Source organism: Leptospira harrisiae (assembly GCF_002811945.1).
Lineage (GTDB): Bacteria > Spirochaetota > Leptospiria > Leptospirales > Leptospiraceae > Leptospira_A > Leptospira_A harrisiae.
Map to the genome: position 1 here is coordinate 395,975 of NZ_NPDX01000001.1, position 17,676 is coordinate 413,650.

Annotated in this window: 12 protein-coding genes; 10 read left to right on the forward strand and 2 right to left on the reverse strand. The window is 34.5% G+C overall.

Annotation, left to right across the window (positions count from 1 at the left end; translation table 11 throughout):
• Positions 1 to 11 precede the first annotated feature (11 nt).
• Complete coding sequence (locus CH364_RS01905; RefSeq protein ID WP_100741936.1) at positions 12 to 1,781, reverse strand: thiamine pyrophosphate-binding protein; 1,770 nt, start codon at positions 1,779 to 1,781, stop codon at positions 12 to 14.
• A 22-nt stretch (positions 1,782 to 1,803) separates the two neighbouring features.
• The gene (locus CH364_RS01910; RefSeq protein WP_100741937.1) at positions 1,804 to 3,426 is read right to left on the reverse strand and encodes an FAD-binding dehydrogenase; all 1,623 of its coding nucleotides are present in this window, start codon (positions 3,424 to 3,426) and stop codon (positions 1,804 to 1,806) included.
• Between the two features lie 716 nt (positions 3,427 to 4,142).
• Here CH364_RS01910 and CH364_RS01920 point away from each other — a divergent pair.
• The 10 genes from CH364_RS01920 to CH364_RS01965 all read left to right on the forward strand — a co-directional run bounded on the left by CH364_RS01920 (position 4,143) and on the right by CH364_RS01965 (position 17,675).
• Positions 4,143 to 6,647: a methyl-accepting chemotaxis protein gene (locus CH364_RS01920; RefSeq protein WP_100741939.1), complete on the forward strand. Its 2,505-nt coding sequence runs from the start codon at positions 4,143 to 4,145 to the stop codon at positions 6,645 to 6,647.
• A 58-nt stretch (positions 6,648 to 6,705) separates the two neighbouring features.
• Positions 6,706 to 7,527, forward strand: coding sequence for a hypothetical protein (locus tag CH364_RS01925; protein ID WP_100741940.1), 822 nt, complete (start codon positions 6,706 to 6,708; stop codon positions 7,525 to 7,527).
• Between the two features lie 109 nt (positions 7,528 to 7,636).
• Positions 7,637 to 10,057: an LA_1737 family protein gene (locus tag CH364_RS01930; RefSeq protein WP_100743343.1), complete on the forward strand. Its 2,421-nt coding sequence runs from the start codon at positions 7,637 to 7,639 to the stop codon at positions 10,055 to 10,057.
• Positions 10,058 to 10,063: 6 nt separating this feature from the next.
• Positions 10,064 to 10,612 (forward strand): NADPH-dependent FMN reductase, encoded by a 549-nt coding sequence (locus CH364_RS01935; protein WP_100741941.1) that lies wholly within the window; start codon positions 10,064 to 10,066, stop codon positions 10,610 to 10,612.
• 176 nt (positions 10,613 to 10,788) lie between these two features.
• Positions 10,789 to 11,784 (forward strand): DUF1554 domain-containing protein, encoded by a 996-nt coding sequence (locus CH364_RS01940; RefSeq protein WP_100741942.1) that lies wholly within the window; start codon positions 10,789 to 10,791, stop codon positions 11,782 to 11,784.
• A 216-nt stretch (positions 11,785 to 12,000) separates the two neighbouring features.
• Positions 12,001 to 12,996, forward strand: a complete 996-nt coding sequence (locus CH364_RS01945; RefSeq protein ID WP_100741943.1) for a DUF1554 domain-containing protein — start codon at positions 12,001 to 12,003, stop codon at positions 12,994 to 12,996.
• 118 nt (positions 12,997 to 13,114) lie between these two features.
• Positions 13,115 to 13,711 carry an NAD(P)H-dependent oxidoreductase gene (locus tag CH364_RS01950; RefSeq protein ID WP_100741944.1) on the forward strand — a complete coding sequence of 199 codons (597 nt, stop codon included), beginning with the start codon at positions 13,115 to 13,117 and terminating at the stop codon, positions 13,709 to 13,711.
• A gap of 40 nt (positions 13,712 to 13,751) precedes the next feature.
• Positions 13,752 to 14,294: a PadR family transcriptional regulator gene (locus CH364_RS01955; protein ID WP_100741945.1), complete on the forward strand. Its 543-nt coding sequence runs from the start codon at positions 13,752 to 13,754 to the stop codon at positions 14,292 to 14,294.
• 130 nt (positions 14,295 to 14,424) lie between these two features.
• The gene (locus CH364_RS01960) at positions 14,425 to 16,581 is read left to right on the forward strand and encodes an ABC transporter substrate-binding protein (RefSeq protein ID WP_100741946.1); all 2,157 of its coding nucleotides are present in this window, start codon (positions 14,425 to 14,427) and stop codon (positions 16,579 to 16,581) included.
• Positions 16,569 to 17,675 (forward strand): DNA alkylation repair protein, encoded by a 1,107-nt coding sequence (locus CH364_RS01965; RefSeq protein WP_100741947.1) that lies wholly within the window; start codon positions 16,569 to 16,571, stop codon positions 17,673 to 17,675. Before CH364_RS01960 ends, CH364_RS01965 begins: the two co-directional genes overlap by 13 nt.
• Position 17,676: the final 1 nt, after the last annotated feature.

The window sequence follows — 17,676 nt, forward strand, 5'->3', positions numbered from 1 at the left end:
TTAGACCAATCCTATCCGGTGACCCTTCGTACTAAGGCTCGACCAATCATTCTGACTTTGGCTGCAAATGGCAAACGTTTCAAATTGGTGCCAACGATCCCTTGGGTAAAACGAGTTTTTTTACTATAATCAATATGGACATCCAAAATGACAGGACGCCCTTCATTTGCAAGAATCCATGCTTCATCTAACTTATGTTTGATTTCATCATTGGTTTGGATGGAAAGATATTCTGCACCCGTGGCCAAAGCGATGCCTTCAAATCTTGTGGTGCCAAGAACAGTGCAGGTTTTCCGATTGTAAGGAACTTGTTGGGCTTGTGAAATTTGGGAAAGTTCTCCATCGTTAAAAACGGCAAACACAGCTCCAATTTTATTTCGACTGGCAGTGATTAATTCCATACAAGTCATTAAAAAGGCTCCATCACCAATGATCCCAACAACTGCTTTCTCAGGATTGGCTAGTTTGGTTGCAATGGTTGCAGGCACTGCATAACCCATACAATTAAAATCTGTGGGAGAAATCATATGCCTTGGTTTGTGGATGGGCATTAGCTCGGCCGTTAAAAAAGTATGATTTCCATCATCTACCACAACAAAACCATCATCAGGAAGTGAGGTACGTAAAGCACTAAAGAAACGAGCAGGGTTCACCCTATCTTTACTGTCATGTTGGAACCATTCCTCCAAATAGTTTTGTTTATTTTTCTTTATCTCTGCTGTGAGCACTTGGATTTTTTTTTCCCGATTTTCCTTTGTTAGCTGCAAATTATTTTTTAGTCTTTTTACCAGTTCTGGCAAAACGATTTTGGCGTCGCCTTGAATGTTGACTTTGGCTGGGTAATTTGCGTGAAAGACATCGGGATTGATATCGATATGAATTAGATTTTTAGGAACGGTCACTCCAAAACTACCAGTGGCAATTTCGGCAAAACGGGTTCCTACGGCGAGTAAACAATCACATTCAGAAAAAGCCTGGGTTGCCGCAGGAACCGCTGCTGGACCAAAACTCATTCCACAATGTAAAGGATGATTTCCAGGAAATGCACTTAACCCTTGTAAGGTGGTAGAAACAGGTGCACCCAATAATTCCGCAAGGGTCACACTTGAATCCATAGCATCCACAGCCCCCCATCCTAAAAATAAACCTGGCGATTTTGCCTGAAGAAGTAATTCAACCACTTCGGCCAAACTTTTTTCTTGGATGGATGGAGTTGCTAGTTTGAGAATTTGTTTATTACAGTATTCTTCATAACTAGGAATGTTTGCCACTGTTCCTGTATACAATTGGATGTTCACAGGAATTTCGATAAACACGGGCCCGGGTTCTCCACTCACAGCAATTTGGTATGCTTCGTAAATTGTTTCTACCACTTCCTCTTGCGAATTTACTTTAAAAGTTTTTTTAGTGATAGGTTTCACGAGTGTATGTTGGTCCATATCATGTAATTGGTATTTGAATTTGGAATCGCTACGTACTCCACCTGCAATCACCAACATAGGGATCCCATCTAAAAACGCTTCACCAATTCCACTAGCAGCATGAGTCACACCTGCTGCTGGAACGATGACAACTGTCCCAATCGAATCACTCGTACGACTAATGGCATCGGCCATAAATGCACCACATCCTTCATGTGTTACGAGCATTGGATGGATCAACTCTGAGTTATTTAATTCATCATAAATTTCTGTATTATGGACTCCAGGAATTCCAAAGGTATAACGAACTCCAATTTGTTCTAATGCATATCTTACTAACCAAGCACCTGTTTTTTTCATATGATCATTCTCCTTTGTTTGATTATCCTTTAAATGAAACACCGTTGTTAACTGACTTTGCTGCTGCTCTTGCGGTCAAAATGCAGCCAGATAAAAAAGTTCCCTCTAATGATTTAAATCCACTGGCACCACCACCACCAAATCCGGCCGCCTCTCCAATGGCATACAATCCTGGAATTGGAGAACCTAACGGATCTAATACGCGACTTTCTAAGTCAGTTTGGATTCCACCGAGGCTTTTTCTTGTAATCAGTCTAAGTTTGATGGCAATGAGTGGACCGGCACTTGGATGAAGAATGGGTTTCGGAGCACAAGTGCGTACACGATCCGAACGCCATGACCTTGCATGTTGGATTCTACGTAACTGGTCATCGTTCCAAAGCCCTTTTCCTCTTCGGATTACATCATCAAACTGTGTGACTTCGTGTTTTAATACTTCGTAATCAATCGATTGGTCACCATTCAATTGATTCATTCTGTCAACTAATTCGCGTAAGCTGTTTGCCACAATAAAATGGTCACTTTCTTTTTGTAATTGCCTAACGAGGCGGTGGTTACCAAGTAATACTTCTTTTAAGAACATAAAAAGTTTGCGATCACGGATCATCGGATTGTGTTCTGATCCTGAAACTGCAAGTTCTTTGGCGGCAATCCTCCAATTTAAGAGTTGCCATGTATAAGGTTTTTCTAATCCAGATATTCTATGGCAAAGTTCGTTGGTATCAAATCCTGTCATCATAGGTTCGGGTCCAATCCTACGGCCCGAATGGTCGAGCCAAAGTGCGGATTTACAAGGAATTAGGCTCAGACCTTGAGCTTCAAATTCTGGGTTAGGATTGGGAATCCCCGCAGCATAATTCCACATTTTATCCAAATGGGTGAGATTTCCGCCGTGTTTCTTCACTGCATCGTGAACCAATCCATCAGCATAAGGATGAGAACCGTTCAACATTTCCTTTGGTGCATCACCCCAAGGTTTATGCCAATGTTCTCGGACTTTGTTCAAGTTACCAGTAATACCACCTGTCGCAACCATTACATGATCCGCATAAAACGTTAAATCATTCGCCCCCGTTTTTTCTTGTTCGGCGATACATCCTACGATCCTTCCATTTTCTTTAATGAAATCATGAACTTTATGTTCATAAACTATTTTAAGCTTTGCACTTTGTTTGTGTTTTCTTAATAGTTCTACAAAACGTTCCACCAAACGGTAACCAGTTCCCCAGAGAACATGATAACGCGGAACGGAGTTTCCTCTTTTGTATTGTCCTCTTTCTACCCAATTGACTACAGGGAAAAAATGTAAACCTAGGCCTCCGAGCCAGTGATACACTTGTCCTAGAGTTTCGTTTACATATTGTTCGGCCCATAATTTAGGAAAAGTATCATTGGGACCAAAGTCTGCAAAGGATAACCAGTCATCCAAGGCAATCTCTGGAGTATCTTTGATTCCCAATCGTTTTTGCAAGGGAGTACCTACTAAAGCCATACCACCAAATGAAAGTTTAGCGAGGCCACCTAAATGTTCCTCTGTATTTCTTTCTAAAATTAAAACAGATTTACCTTGGTTTAAACACTCATATGCTGCGACCAATCCTGCGATTCCTGCTCCGATAATAATGACATCGTTTTTTACTGCCACTATAGATCCTCCTTCTCCTTGTATTGAATCATTTGAGAAATGATTGTCCTAGTTATCGAATGGATCAAAAATTTTTCGATCTAAAGAAACACATCGATAACACAATGTACATAGTATTATTTTAAAATAAACAAATGCGACTCAATTTTTTAAAAGATGCGGAATTCAAATATTAGAATGAATTTAACAACTAACAGGGACAATTGAAATTTATAATTATTACTAGAATAGTTCTAAATAGTTTTGTGTTTATCGTTTATCGACTGTTATGTTATAATTATCTGAAAAATAATTTTGTAAGTTTAAATTTAATTATTTTGATCTTATTGGTTGAATCAATTGGATTCAATAAAATGATATATTAATAGTTGTTATATGGCATTTAATGTGAATTGGTTTTTTGAAGAATTGAAGTGCCGAATCAGTGAAAAAAATCAAATTCTTTAAAATTGGGAAAAATGAAAACTGTCGAGGATTTCTAATTATTGCATTTTGGGTATAAAAACTCAGAAAAAAATAATAAAAATATCCAAAGAGGTCCATGTTAGTCGAAAGAGATTTGTAACAAAATGAATTATTTTTTCCATTAAACACAAAAAAAGAATTTCCAACTCCAAAAGGATCAGCCAGGATTCGATTGCTTTAACATATTTTCATATTCGCAAGTTCTCTTTTTCCTTTCTTTCTAGATTCTATATTTAGTTCGGAGCATCGGTATGAGTTTTCAGGTTAAAATTCCACAAAATACAACGTTATCTTTAAAAACAGACCTTGCGGGTATAATCGTATTCGTAAATGATGATTTGGTTAGATTGTGTGAATTCGAACGAAGAGAATTATTGGGACAACCGTTCAAAAAAATCCAACACCCTGAAACGCCAGAATCAATTAATAAGAATATACAGAAAACTCTGAATGAAAATGAACCTTGGAACGGACTTTTAAAAAATCAAACCAAATCAGGAAATTATTTTTGGGCAAATACAACCATTACTCCATATTTTGATACAGATGGAAAAACTATTGGTCAAATGTTTGTTGGACGTACTGCCTCAGAAAATCAAATCACAATTGGTGAACAATTTTATTTGAATCCAAAGAAACTTCAGTCTAGTTTTACTTTAAATCCAAAAAAAATACTCTACAAATTTAGAATTAAAACCAAACTACTGTTTGTGTTTGGTCTTATGGCCCTACTTATGTTGGCCTTGGGTATTAATCTTATTTATATCAAAAAACAAGAATACGAAGGAGCATTTTATCGGCTCAAAGGTGCAGAATATAATTTAAGTTTAGCAAAACTAATGAGACTTACTGCAAAACATCGAGGGTTTATGGCACGTGTTTTAAATGGAGACCCAAGTGCTAAAGAAAGTGCAGTTTCAATTGAAAAAGAGTTAGAAGTTACTTACGAAATTTTTTTAGCATTAAATGAGGAAGAGGGACTTCGTTTTCAAGTTTATGACGAATCCAGGGAAATTCATAAAAAATGGATTTTATTAAAAGATATTAATATTAAATTGTCGGCAAATGATAGTTATGTGCAACATGTAAACTTGATTAAAAAAATGTTAAATGTAAACAATGGAGTAGGTGAATCTTCAGGTTTATTCTTAGATCCAGATAAAGATACTTACTTTATGATTGATGTTTCGTTGACAAAACTACCATATTTGGCAGAAAAACTTGGGCAACTTCGAGGGACTGGTTTAGCGCATTTAGTTAAAGGAGAAAAAGCAGATCCTTCCGAAAAAAATCTGCTCCAAGAGATTATAGGTTCTGTGGCAGGACATTTTGAATCCATTACCATCAGTATGAACTCAATTCGTAAGTTTAATCCTGAGGGAAAGTTGATAGTTGATTCTTTTCAAAAAGCAGAGTTAGATTTTCCTGCTCTACGTGAGCTCATTCAAAACAGAGTGATCAAAGAAAAAAAACCTACAATAAAGACTTTGGAGTATTACAATGCTACAACCAATTTGATCGATCAGATCTTTAACGTAAATGAACTCATTTCAAAACAACTTTCTGAGAAATTTACACAAAGAGCTAATTTTGCTAAAATTTATGCAATCATGATCCTAATTGCTACGACTTTTTCACTTATCTTTTTTATCCTTCTTCAATATTTTATCATACATAGCATAATGTCTGTAATTCGAAAAAGTACCAATATCATTTCTCAAATTGTGCGTGGTTCGGGCGAACTCAAAGAAAACTTAGATTATGGGATTCATGATGAAATTGGAGGTTTGTTAAAATGGATGGGAGTTTTTATTTTAAACATCACTGAAATTGTATTTATCCTTAGGCAAGTATCCGGTGAGTTATCTAATAAATCAAAAGACGCTGCCAATTTGGTTCGTAATTATTCTGCCACCACACAAGACCAAGCCGCTTCTACAGAAGAGACATCAGCTGCGACAGAAGAACTTGCGGCATCAGTTGAAAATGTTTTTCTTAGTATCTCTACCCAAGCGGATCATTTGAAAGAAATAGAAAAGGTAACCTCTGATTTCAAATTGGCAATGGCAGAAGTAGCCAATGCTATGCTTGGAATGACAAATTTAACAGAAGAATTTTATAAACAAGCGAATGATGGGATGTTGACTACAAAAACGACAGCTGATTCCATTCATATCGTGAATCAAAAGGCCGAGTTAATAGATGAAGTGGTTAATATTATAAATGAGATTTCAGATCGCACCAACTTACTTGCGCTAAACGCAGCCATTGAGGCAGCACGTGCGGGTGATCTTGGACGTGGATTTGCTGTTGTTGCGCAAGAAATCGGAAAACTTGCTGAACAAACTGCACATAATACAAGGAACATTCAGACTTTGACTACCGACACAAAAAATGCGATTAAAACTAGTGTTGGTCTTATGATGAATACTGAAGAAAGTTTTCGGGAGTTACTTAGTAATATTTCCAAAATTCAAGAAACTGCAAAACTCGTTAGTTCTGCACAAGAAAAACAAACAGCTGATACAAATCGGATTGTGGAATCTGTCCATAAAATCAATGAAAACTCACTACAAATTTTAAATGCGGCATCACAAGAAAAAATAGCAGTAGATGAAATTTCAAAATCGATTGAAACCATTGCAACAGGAACACAAGTAATTGCAGACAATTCGTTGGTTCTTTTGGATACAGCTAAAGATATAGAAGTGACTGGTGAACATTTGCAGACTGTCGTTGAAACTTATAAATATTAAAGTAAAAAATGATTGTTTTGGTTGTATGACAAATTCTTTGTATTAATTAAATCATTTCATGAAATCAATTTTATCAAATAGTTTTACATTTCTTTTGCTTCTATCGTTTTTTTCTTGTTCTACGCAAAAAGTTTATATTCCAAAAGAAAATTTAAATGCGACTTTGATGCCAGCAGAGTTTGTTGAAAAATTAGAATTTTCCGATTTTCTTTTGCCTTCGGTATCGGATTCTCTGGAAAGACCAAACACTAATGGTAAAATCTATTACGGGATTCTTCGAAATAAAGAAAACAATCGTATAGTGAGAAGCATCGCTATACTTGTGGATTCAAAAGATATGGATTTGAAACCAGAAGAATATTTATACTATCCAGTATACTATGCCATCAATGTATCTAAACATCTTTCTATTAAACAGACTATGAGGAGCGAATATGATATTCGAAGAGCGAACGAAAGGTCTCCCGTTTATATGCCTGTTTATGCTACCTCAAGTGTAGTTGCTTTAGCCGCATTGGGAATTGTATTCGTTGCTTTTACTGGAACAGCCTTTATCTTAGGGATGGGAAAAGGAACCTATGAATTTACTGAAGATGTGATGGAAGGTATTATTATTTCCAAAGAAGAAATTGTATTAGGTTATAATGATTTTCAATATGATGACGAGGGACGTTTGATGAAAGTTTCTACTTATCTTCCGTATCGTTCCATTTCTAAGTCAGTCATTCCTTTATATGATCGTGAAGGGAAAAAACAAATTGGCCAAATGTATCCCACTACCAAACCTATTTTGTTATCAGAAATAAATTATAAATATAAATCCGGTTCCAAGAATCCGAAAGCGGCAGAGATCCTAGAACATATTCCGAAGAAAACATAAAAGTTGATTGATTTACCAATCAAAGAAACTTCTAAAGTAACCAAGTAATTTCTTGCCTACAAACAAGAGTAGTTACAATGATCCAATCATTAAGGATGTTCTTCTGGGAATGGTTATCAATTTCTATCGATATGTTCTAGTTTTTCTATTTATTATCTTTCCATTTGGAATTTTCCCTAAGACATGGCCGGACCTAGAAGCAGAAAAAGAAGTTAAAGTGTATGGGAGCGAAAGAAGTGCAAAGTTTAGTTCGAGTAATATTTTGTATGACATAGAAAATTGGACAAACCACTATTCGGTTCGGGCTTTGGGATTCTATAGATATTACGATTATCCGAAAGCTAAAACAAAATCTATTTTTCCTTTTTACTATCATATCCAAAGTAAATCTGATAACCGAGAATACAAACGTATCTTAAATATAAATGTAACGAAAGAAAAAGAAGCTGTCGACCAGTCGATTTATCCGTTTGTTTTTTGGGGTAAGGATAAGAATGAATCTTATTTAACTACAATTCCTTTTTTCTTTTCCAGATCCAGTGAAACCAATAGTAAGCTGGGTTTTCCCGTAATACCTTTGTTGTACTACCATAATCGAGGAACTGCAGGAGAGAATAAAAACTACTATTCCCGTATTTTAACTTTGGTTCACTTTGAAATAGATGATAAACAAGGGTTCCCTGAGTTTTCCTTTTTCCCTTTGGTTTATTATTCCAAAAACAATTATTTGTTTTTTCCAGCCCTTTTGTATTATCAAAATCAAAGATCAAACGAAAACGAATATTGGCTAGGTCCCGTTTATTATAGTAACAATAAAGTGAAGGAAGAGAGTTTGTTGGTAGCCTTCCCTGTTTTCGGAAGATATAGAAAGCCAGGAAAGGAGTTTGATTTTATCTTTCCACTTTATCTTAACTATAATGATGAGGAAGAAGATTACCATATCAACTTGTTGTGGTATACAAAAACAAATTCTGCAAATGTAAATGTCGCAACGAATGAAGGAAATGTATTTGTTGATTTTGATTTCGGTGTTTTATATAATTTGATTGGGTATTCGCAACGAACGAAAATACTAAAAGGTAATTTGGAGTCTAATAAACCAATTTCAGTCGATACAAACCAACCTAAACTTGTAAAAAAAAGAGAATTTAACAGAGACAATAGTGACAGTTTCGTTGGTTACAATTTGCTTTTCGGAATTTTTTCCTATGAAAGAGCTGATACAAAAAGACATATCAGGCTCTTGCCACTGGCTTGGTTTACTTGGGATGAATCCTCGAGAGATAATGTGGTATTATTGCCACCATTTTTCCCAATTTGGTTTAGTTATCAATCAGATGATCTGGAATACAAAGTATTGTTTCCGTTATATGGTAAACAGAAAGATAAGGATTCAGAATATAGAGCTTATGTTTTGAATTTTTATTTAACTGACGATATTAAAGAAAATAATCACAAAGAACAGTCCTATTTTTGGCCTTTTGTAAATGTCTATAAATCAAATACCGGTTCGGGGCACAGAGTATTGCCATTTTATGTCCATCGGAATTATGAAAGAGACAACAAAAAAAATAGTGATACGTTTACGTTGTTTTCCTCCTATCGAAAAACCATGACAAACTCTTATTCTGATGTTGAGTTTTTCTTTTGGCCTTTGTGGATATCATATGAAGAAAAAAAATTAAACCAAAATCTCAATGAGAAAACACTTTGGGTAACTCCATTTTTTTATAGAAATATGAGGGAAAACGGTACGAGAACGAATGTCTTATGGTTCGTTGATTGGGAATGGTATAGGGTAGCTGATTTTAATCAAAATTTAAAAACAAATCCAACGAATACATTACAAAAAGAAACAAAATTATCCCACCTCTTGATTTTTCCTTTTTATAAAACAAGTTCAAGTTTTTCCATCATTCCTTTATCATTTAATGATTGGAGTGATGATAGTTTCACAACTTTTACTTTTTTAAATTATTATAATTGGAATCGTAATGGCCATTATTATAATTTTTTATATTTAATAGAATCGGAAAATACGGAATCGAACTATCGGTTCAAAAGTTTAGCAGGTTTGCTCTGGGGATTTGAAAAAGAACAATCTAAAATCAACCGATTCACATTGTTATGGTTAGGTTATGATAATCGGTCTTATCAAACTACATATAATTTTTTCCCAATTATACGAATTGCTGATGCAGACAAAGAAAAGTCTAGATTGTATGGTCCCTTTCTTTATTATCATTTCAATTCAGAAGAAGAACAAACGGAATTGTTATTCGCTGGGCTTGGATATTATCATAATAAAACCAAATCGGATAATCAATATTCCACCTATGTTTTGCTAGGAGCTTTGTATCAAGAGAAAACAGAGATCGAACGTGGATATGTAAAAAAGGGAAGTTTATGGGGATGGCTTTGGGAATACCAAACAGAAGAGAATGGTTATGAAAAATTTTCTATCTTAAAACTTTTCTCTTACACTAAAGAAACAGACGGAACTAAAAAAATTATGGGAATAAGTATTTAATCGGCTATGTTGCAAACAAAACCAAAACTACTAGCAATATCCGGTGGGATTAGTTCCACCTCGTATAACAAAAAAATTCTTCTTACTTTGAAACAAAATTATAAAGAAGATTGTGAAATGATCATGTATGATCGGATTAGTGAGTTCCCTTTTTTTGCATCGGGAATTTCTGATGAAGAAACGCCTGAAATAGTGAAAAGTTTTTTAAGAGAAGTCGAAAACGCTGATGGAATATTAATCTGTTCTCCTGAGTATGTTTTTAGTATTCCTGGAGTATTAAAAAATGCAATAGAATGGGCAGTTTCTTCTGTTGTGTTTACGGACAAACCAGTTGCTTTAATTACAGCCGCTTCCGTTGGTGAAAAGGCACATGAATCTTTACTTTTGGTATTAAAAACAATTGGTGCAAAGTTATCGGAAGAAACCAATCTTTTGATATCCGGGGTCAAGGGAAAAGTATCTCCAGAAGGACAAATTACTGATGAACCAACGAAAGATGCCGTTAAAAACTTAATGGGAATCTTTCTGAAATCCCTAATAAAAAAAACTGAGTAGAAGTTTTCTCTTATAGCTATTTAATATGTAATGAATTTATTTACAAAGTGTAAAAGGATTTTGTTAGAATATATTAATATGTCAATCATCCTTAGCAATAAATTATAGATTTAGATTATTGATTGCGAACATTGACTATATCGTAAATTTTGTGAACTTAAACCTTGTTCACTTCTATGTTTCGAATTCTATTGATAGCATTGTTAATTTTGTCATGTCGTGAAAAATCACTTAACAATGTTTGTGATATAAATTCTGACTCTTATATTGAATCTGTATTTGTTTTTAATTTATTAAGTGAAACTAAAAGTTACTGTTCTACTGGAATCATTGATCTGAACCCATCTGTGATTGCTTTGAACACTAAATTTGGAAATGTATCTGAAAGTGGAGGAAGTATGACTCTTGGGAGTTCGTCTTCTTTTTCTGTTCGTTTGAAGAAAAAACCAGAGGCTCAAGTCGATGTGCAGGTCATTGTTTCAAATCCTGCCTATGCTACTGTTTCTCCAGTGACTCTAAGTTTTGATTCTAATAATTGGTCTACACCCCAATCTGTCATTGTTACCGGAATTAATGATTCTCTTTTAAATGGAACAAGAGAGTTTCGTATAATTTTTATCCCCAATTCAAATGATAAAAAATTAGATCTTAATCCAAATGCAATCGATATGCAAATCTTTGATAATGAGAAGAGATTGTTTTTGTCTTTGAGTTCGTACCAAGGAGGGGGATTTGGCGGAGTGACTGGAGCCGATGTTATTTGTGCCTCTGATTCTAAATGTCCCAAGGGGTCCATTTGTAAGGCGATGATTTTAAATCCAGGTACTCGTGTAGCATCCGTTACAGCAAATATGGGAGACGGTCAAGTTGACTGGGTTTTGCATCCAAATGCAAATTATTTTCTGCAAGATGGAATTACACCGATTACAAATACGAATTCTTCATCCTTATTGCAAATTCCATTTTCAAATGTGATTGATACTATTTCACCTGGCATTTGGCTCGGCAGTTCTGCTGGATGGGTAATCGGTGCGAATCATTGTCTCAATTGGACTGATACAACAGCAGTGAACACTGGTTATGTTTTTAGAACACAATATACAGACAATACACTTTTTGGTGGAAATTATTCTTGTAGCAACCAAGCAAATTTATTTTGTGTTGAGTATTAAACTCAAATTTGTAAAAATATTTTAATATAAAAAATTATCTATTGATTTCTTTATGTTTCTTTTTCTTGTTGTGACAAAAAAATACCAAACAAATTTTATATGCTAATTTTAGCATCTGTAGCGTTTAACATCAGTTTGGTAAATTTTTCTTCTTATTTTTCATTGATTCGAATTATAGATTCCGAAATTTGGTAGAATTAAGAGATTAATTTTTCAATGTTTTTTAGAATTCTTTTACTCTGCTTTTTTTTTCTATCTTGTGGAAAAGATATTCCTAATAATGTCTGCGATCCTGAATCAAAAGCGTATGCAGAAACTTCTGTGTTGCTTGGTTTTTTAGGTGAGAAAAAACATCCGTGTTATCCGGGGTTTCGGATTGTCTCGAATCCTGGTTTAAATCTAAGTTCTTACAGTGGAATAATTTCTGAGTTTGGTGGGAATGCCCTACAAGGAAGTTCACTCAATTTTGAATTGTTTTTGGGAATGGCGCCGAGAGACCCGGTGTCAGTCCAAGTTATTGTTAGTAATCCTGCTTATGCAACCGTTACCCCAACTTCATTTGTTTGGACAACGTCCGACTGGGAGGTCAAAAAAAATATCACCATAACCGCCGTGAATGATACTGTGATCAATGGTACTCGCAATTTTTTGATTCGCCTTGCTCCCACTTCTAATGATTCTTCAATGCGACTCCAAGACCAAATCATTTCTATGCAAATCTTAGACAATGATAAAATCATTTTTATAACTACCAGTAGTTATTCCGGAATTTTGGGCGGAACTTTTGGTGCAGATTCAATTTGCCAAGCTGATACTAAATGTCCTACTGGAAAAATTTGTAAAGCTATGTTAGTTGATGCCGGCTCTGATACTAGAAAGGCATCAAATACAGCAAATATTGGTGATAATCAAATCGATTGGGTTTTAAAGCCATTTTCTACTTATGTTCGAAATGATAGTGCGACAGTGATTGGAACTACCACTGCCTCATCTCTTTTTACTTTTCCCATTGTGGCAATTCGGCCAACTTCCTCCACAGCTTGGACAGGCCTCAGTAGTGATTGGACAAGCAATGCAAACCATTGTGGTTCTTGGACTTTGAATACTGGAAATGGAAATGCAGGAGATACGGCTGGTACTGGAACTTCGGCAATCGGTTTTAATAGCTTTACCTGTAATAGTAATTTACCTTTTTATTGCGTTGAACAATAAGTAGGTAGTCAGTCCTTTAAATGATTTTTGCCAAAAAAATCCCATTTCCATAGAAAATTAATTCTTTCCGATTGACCAATTATATCTAATAGATATATCTATTAGATATAATTAATCCATGTTAACCAAAAAACGAAATATTCTTGTAGTTCTCGGCCATCCAAACACAAATTCACTTTGTGGTCATTTGGCAGAAACATATGTAAATTCAGCAAAACAATCAGGACACATCGTCAATTTTATCAAACTATCTGAATTAAAATTTGATTATAACTTATATTCAGGTCATAAAAAAGATTCTACACAGGTACTTGAGCCGGACATACTCCAAAGTCAAAAATTGATTTTGGAAGCAAATCATTTGGTGTTTGTGTTCCCCAGTTGGTGGGCTAGTATGCCAGCAGTTTTAAAGGCATGGATTGATCGGGTGTTTTTACCAGGGGTAACGTTTAAATATAGGAAAAACTCGCCGCTTCCCGAAAAACTTTTGTTAGGTAAAACGGCCCATATTTTTGTTACTATGGATGCACCAAGTTGGTATTATAGATGGTTTAACAAATCACCTGGTGTCCAATTATTAAAATTTGGAACCTTAGAATTTTGTGGTGTGTCTCCCGTGAAGGTAAAAATTTTCGACCAGGTAAGAACGCGTAAACAACCAGACTTTTTAAAATGGACAAAAGAAGTAGAAACAATTGCATTCCAAGGCAAATAACTGTTCATTCAAAATTTAGAAAATTTATAATCTAAAAAAAATGAAAAGAGAAAGTAAAACACAATATGCATTGTTAGGAATCCTTTCCCAATGTGAAATGAATGGATATGAAATCCGAAAATACATAGAATCTACTATTAGTTTTTTTTGGAGCGAAAGTTTCGGACAAATTTACCCCACATTGTCAAAGTTAGAAGACGAAGGTTTGATTCGTGAATTAGATAAAAAAGATTCCAATGGCAAAAAGAAAAAAGTTTATAAAATTACTCGGCAAGGTTCAGAAACTTTTCGGCGTTGGATGGATGAATCACCAATCCAATCAAATAAAAGAAACGAATTGTTGTTTAAAGTTTTTTTCGGGAGGCATATGAATCCGACATTATTAACCCAACAATTGGAAGAAGAAGTTCGGAAACAAAAAGAAGATTTAAAACTACTAAAAAACTTTCAGAAAGAACTTGATACTGATTGGGAAAAACATCCAGATTTGGAGTATTGGTCTATGACACTCGAATATGCAGGAAAACAAACAAAACTTAATTTGGATTGGATTGACAAAGTTAAGAGTAAAATAAAGACCTGATTATAATTTTGATTCAAAATTGATAAATTAAAAATTTTTTACTAAATACAATCTATATAACAAATAAAATAATGATATTCAGATTTAAATCATTGATTTGGTAAAAATATTCTATATAAAAAAATAGATTATGGGTCGGGGTACTTTTTTACCAAGATGTTGCTATGTGTTCTTAGTTTGTGTAACATTTGTATTTTGTTTCCCCATTTTCGGAACAGAAAAAGTCACTCTTCACCTCAAATGGTTTCATCAATTTCAGTTCGCAGGTTACTATACTGCACTTGAGAAGGGATATTATAAAGAACTTGGTCTAGATATCGAAATTTTAGAGAGTAAAGTTGGAATCAAAGGGATTCATGAAAAAGTAACTCAATCAGCTGGAAATTACGGAGTCGGTAGTAACGAACTCATCCAAGCAAGATATGCGGGAAAACCAGTGGTTGTTCTTGCAGTTATTTTCCAACATTCTCCTTCGGTTTTATTTTTTAAAAAAACCTCCAATATCCAAAGTATTCATGACTTAGTCGGCAAACGAGTGATGTTAACACCTCGAATGGATGAAATTGTAGCTTACCTCAAAAAAGAAGGGATTGAGTTAACTGATTTGCAACTGTTAGAACATAAATTTAATCCTGATGATTTAATTTCAGGAAAGGTGGATGCCTATTCAGGATATGCAACGACACAAGCATTTGACTTTAAAAAAGCAGGGTTTCCATTTGTAGAATATTCACCTAGAGTGGCAGGCATTGATTTTTATGGTGATAATTTTTTTACAAGTGAAACAGAGGTTTCTGAATATCCTGAAAGGGTAAAAGCATTTCGAGAGGCTAGCCTTCGTGGTTGGCAATATGCGATGAGCCACCAGGAAGAAATTGTTGATTTAATTTATGAAAAATATTCAAAAAAAAATTCAAAGGAACGTCTGTTATTTGAAGCAAAACAGATGACTCCATTGATTCAGCCCGTACTTGTTGAGATGGGTTATATGAACCCAGGTCGTTGGAAACATATCAATGATGTTTATGCTGACTTGGGAATGCTTCCTAAAAACATAAACCTAAAAGGTTTTATCTATGATCCCAATCCTCAGAAAAATTATGATTGGATATATTATTCATTCGGTGTAGTTGTATTTAGTTTCGTTGTATTTTGGTTGGTTCAGTGGAGAAAGCTAAACAAACAATATTCTGAAAATTTGAAAACTCAGGTCGAAGTCCGAACGGAAGAGTTAAAAAACTCTAATGAGTATTTACAAGTTTTAAATCAAAGTTTGTTAAATACTTTAAAGGAACTGACGGAAGCTCAGGATCGACTATTGGCATCTGAAAAATTAGCAGTGCTTGGACAATTGGCTGCAGGTATGGCACATGAACTGAATACACCTTTGGGCGCTATTGTCTCTTCTAACCAATCGTTATCAGATTTTCTTAATCATAAAATCAATAAAATCATCGAAACTATACTTGGATTTAATAAAGATGATTCACTTCGATTTCATAAAGTGTTAGAAGAAAGTATCAAAAATCAAACTTTCCTTGAGGGGAAAACCGAGAGGTTGATAAAAAAGGAACTTGCTTCCAAGTATTCAACGATAACGAAGATGGATTTATATGGAAAACATATGCAATTAGTCGTTGAAACGGGTGCATATCGGTTGGGTGATGAACTCACAGAAATTTTAGAAAGCGAAAATTCACTTATCATATTAGAAACTGTTGCCAGTATTTCTGCTGCGTACCGTTCTAATCAAATCATTTCAGTTGCATCCGAAAAGGCTACACATGTGATCCGAGCATTAAAAAGTTATCTTGTTACAGATAAGGATATTTTGAGTGGGAATACGGTAGTAGATATTATTTTTGAAATGGAAACCATTCTTTCACTTTATCATTATAATCTGAGTAAAGTTAATATAGTTAAGTCTTATTTAACAGACAAAAGATGTAAAGGGAATAGAGACAAACTCAACCAAGTTTGGATTAATCTTTTGAATAATTCCTTGCAAGCTATGAATTATGTTGGGACATTAGAAATTAAAATCCAGTCGATTGAAACATGGATCAAGGTATCTATTTCTGATTCTGGTCCTGGAATTCCTGAGACAATTAAAGGAAAAATTTTTGATCCATTTTTTACCACAAAACCAGATGGGGAAGGTATGGGTTTAGGTCTTGACATTTGTAAAAAAATTATTTCCCGGATGGGAGGAAAAATTGAATTGGAGGAGGTAACGAAAGGAGCTTGTTTTTCCGTTTGGTTACCCATTGAAGAATGGAACCATTAAAAGAAATGTATTCACGTGAATGGGTTTTGAGTTTAGGAAACTACTTAAACAAAGTTGATTCTAATATCAAACCTTCGGAATTTCAGAAACAAGTATTTACTTCTCCATGGAAGGAAATGGAATTAAAAGAGAGAATCAATCGGCTTGCCGATGTTTTGATTCAAAATTGGCAAGGCCCAATTGCTGATATTTATCCCAAAATCATTGAATTGATGCGTTTACTTCGTAACCAAGGGATTTCTGATTTTAATTTTCCATATATTTTTTTAAATGATATTGTCACCAAATCAGGATTAAGTGATTTTAAGACATCTATGATGGCCTTTGAAAAGATTACCGTATTTTCTAGTGCAGAATTTGCGATTCGTTTTTTTTATAAACATCATTTTGATAAGACTTTAAAACAAATGTTTCTTTGGTCAAAACACAAAGAGCCAATGGTCAGACGACTTGCAAGCGAAGGAAGTCGTCCTATGTTACCTTGGGGTATCGGAATCCCTGAAATCAAAAAAAATCCAGAAATTCATTTATCAATATTAGAAAATCTTTGGGATGATCAGGATGAAATTGTTCGTAGAAGTGTTGCAAACCATTTAAATGATATATCAAAATTGAATCCAGAGTTTGTATTGGGGTTTTGTGAAAGTAAATTTGGCAAATCAACAGAGCTAGACAAAAATTTGAAGCACTCTCTTCGAACACTACTTAAAAAAGGAAATACCAAAGCATTAGCTTTCTTTTCTTACGATACAAAATGGAAACCACATCAATTGAAATTTTCACTTTCGAAGAAAGAGATAAAAATTGGCAATCCAATAGAGTTTAAAATCAATTTAACTCAAAATTCAAAAGATAAAACAAAAGTCAGATTAGAATATAAAATTGGATTCCGACTGTCCAATGGTAATTATGGATATAAAGTATTTCAGTTGGGTGAACGAATATTGTTACCATCCGAAACGATTGAGATTACCAAAAAACATTCTTTTGCACCTATTACCACTCGCGTGTATTATCCGGGAACGCAGACTGTTTCTATTTTGATAAACGGAAATGAATACAATATGCAGAAGTTTGAATTAAAGAGAGGATAGG

What these genes read in the sequence shown, in the direction of transcription:
- CH364_RS01905 (WP_100741936.1), bottom strand. Translation starts at nt 1,781, where the DNA reads ATGAAAAAAACAGGTGCTTGGTTAGTAAGATATGCATTAGAACAAATT.
- CH364_RS01920 (WP_100741939.1), top strand. Translation starts at nt 4,143, where the DNA reads ATGAGTTTTCAGGTTAAAATTCCACAAAATACAACGTTATCTTTAAAA.
- CH364_RS01925 (WP_100741940.1), top strand. Translation starts at nt 6,706, where the DNA reads ATGAAATCAATTTTATCAAATAGTTTTACATTTCTTTTGCTTCTATCG.
- CH364_RS01930 (WP_100743343.1), top strand. Translation starts at nt 7,637, where the DNA reads ATGGTTATCAATTTCTATCGATATGTTCTAGTTTTTCTATTTATTATC.
- CH364_RS01935 (WP_100741941.1), top strand. Translation starts at nt 10,064, where the DNA reads ATGTTGCAAACAAAACCAAAACTACTAGCAATATCCGGTGGGATTAGT.
- CH364_RS01940 (WP_100741942.1), top strand. Translation starts at nt 10,789, where the DNA reads ATGTTTCGAATTCTATTGATAGCATTGTTAATTTTGTCATGTCGTGAA.
- CH364_RS01945 (WP_100741943.1), top strand. Translation starts at nt 12,001, where the DNA reads ATGTTTTTTAGAATTCTTTTACTCTGCTTTTTTTTTCTATCTTGTGGA.
- CH364_RS01950 (WP_100741944.1), top strand. Translation starts at nt 13,115, where the DNA reads ATGTTAACCAAAAAACGAAATATTCTTGTAGTTCTCGGCCATCCAAAC.
- CH364_RS01955 (WP_100741945.1), top strand. Translation starts at nt 13,752, where the DNA reads ATGAAAAGAGAAAGTAAAACACAATATGCATTGTTAGGAATCCTTTCC.
- CH364_RS01960 (WP_100741946.1), top strand. Translation starts at nt 14,425, where the DNA reads ATGGGTCGGGGTACTTTTTTACCAAGATGTTGCTATGTGTTCTTAGTT.
- CH364_RS01965 (WP_100741947.1), top strand. Translation starts at nt 16,569, where the DNA reads ATGGAACCATTAAAAGAAATGTATTCACGTGAATGGGTTTTGAGTTTA.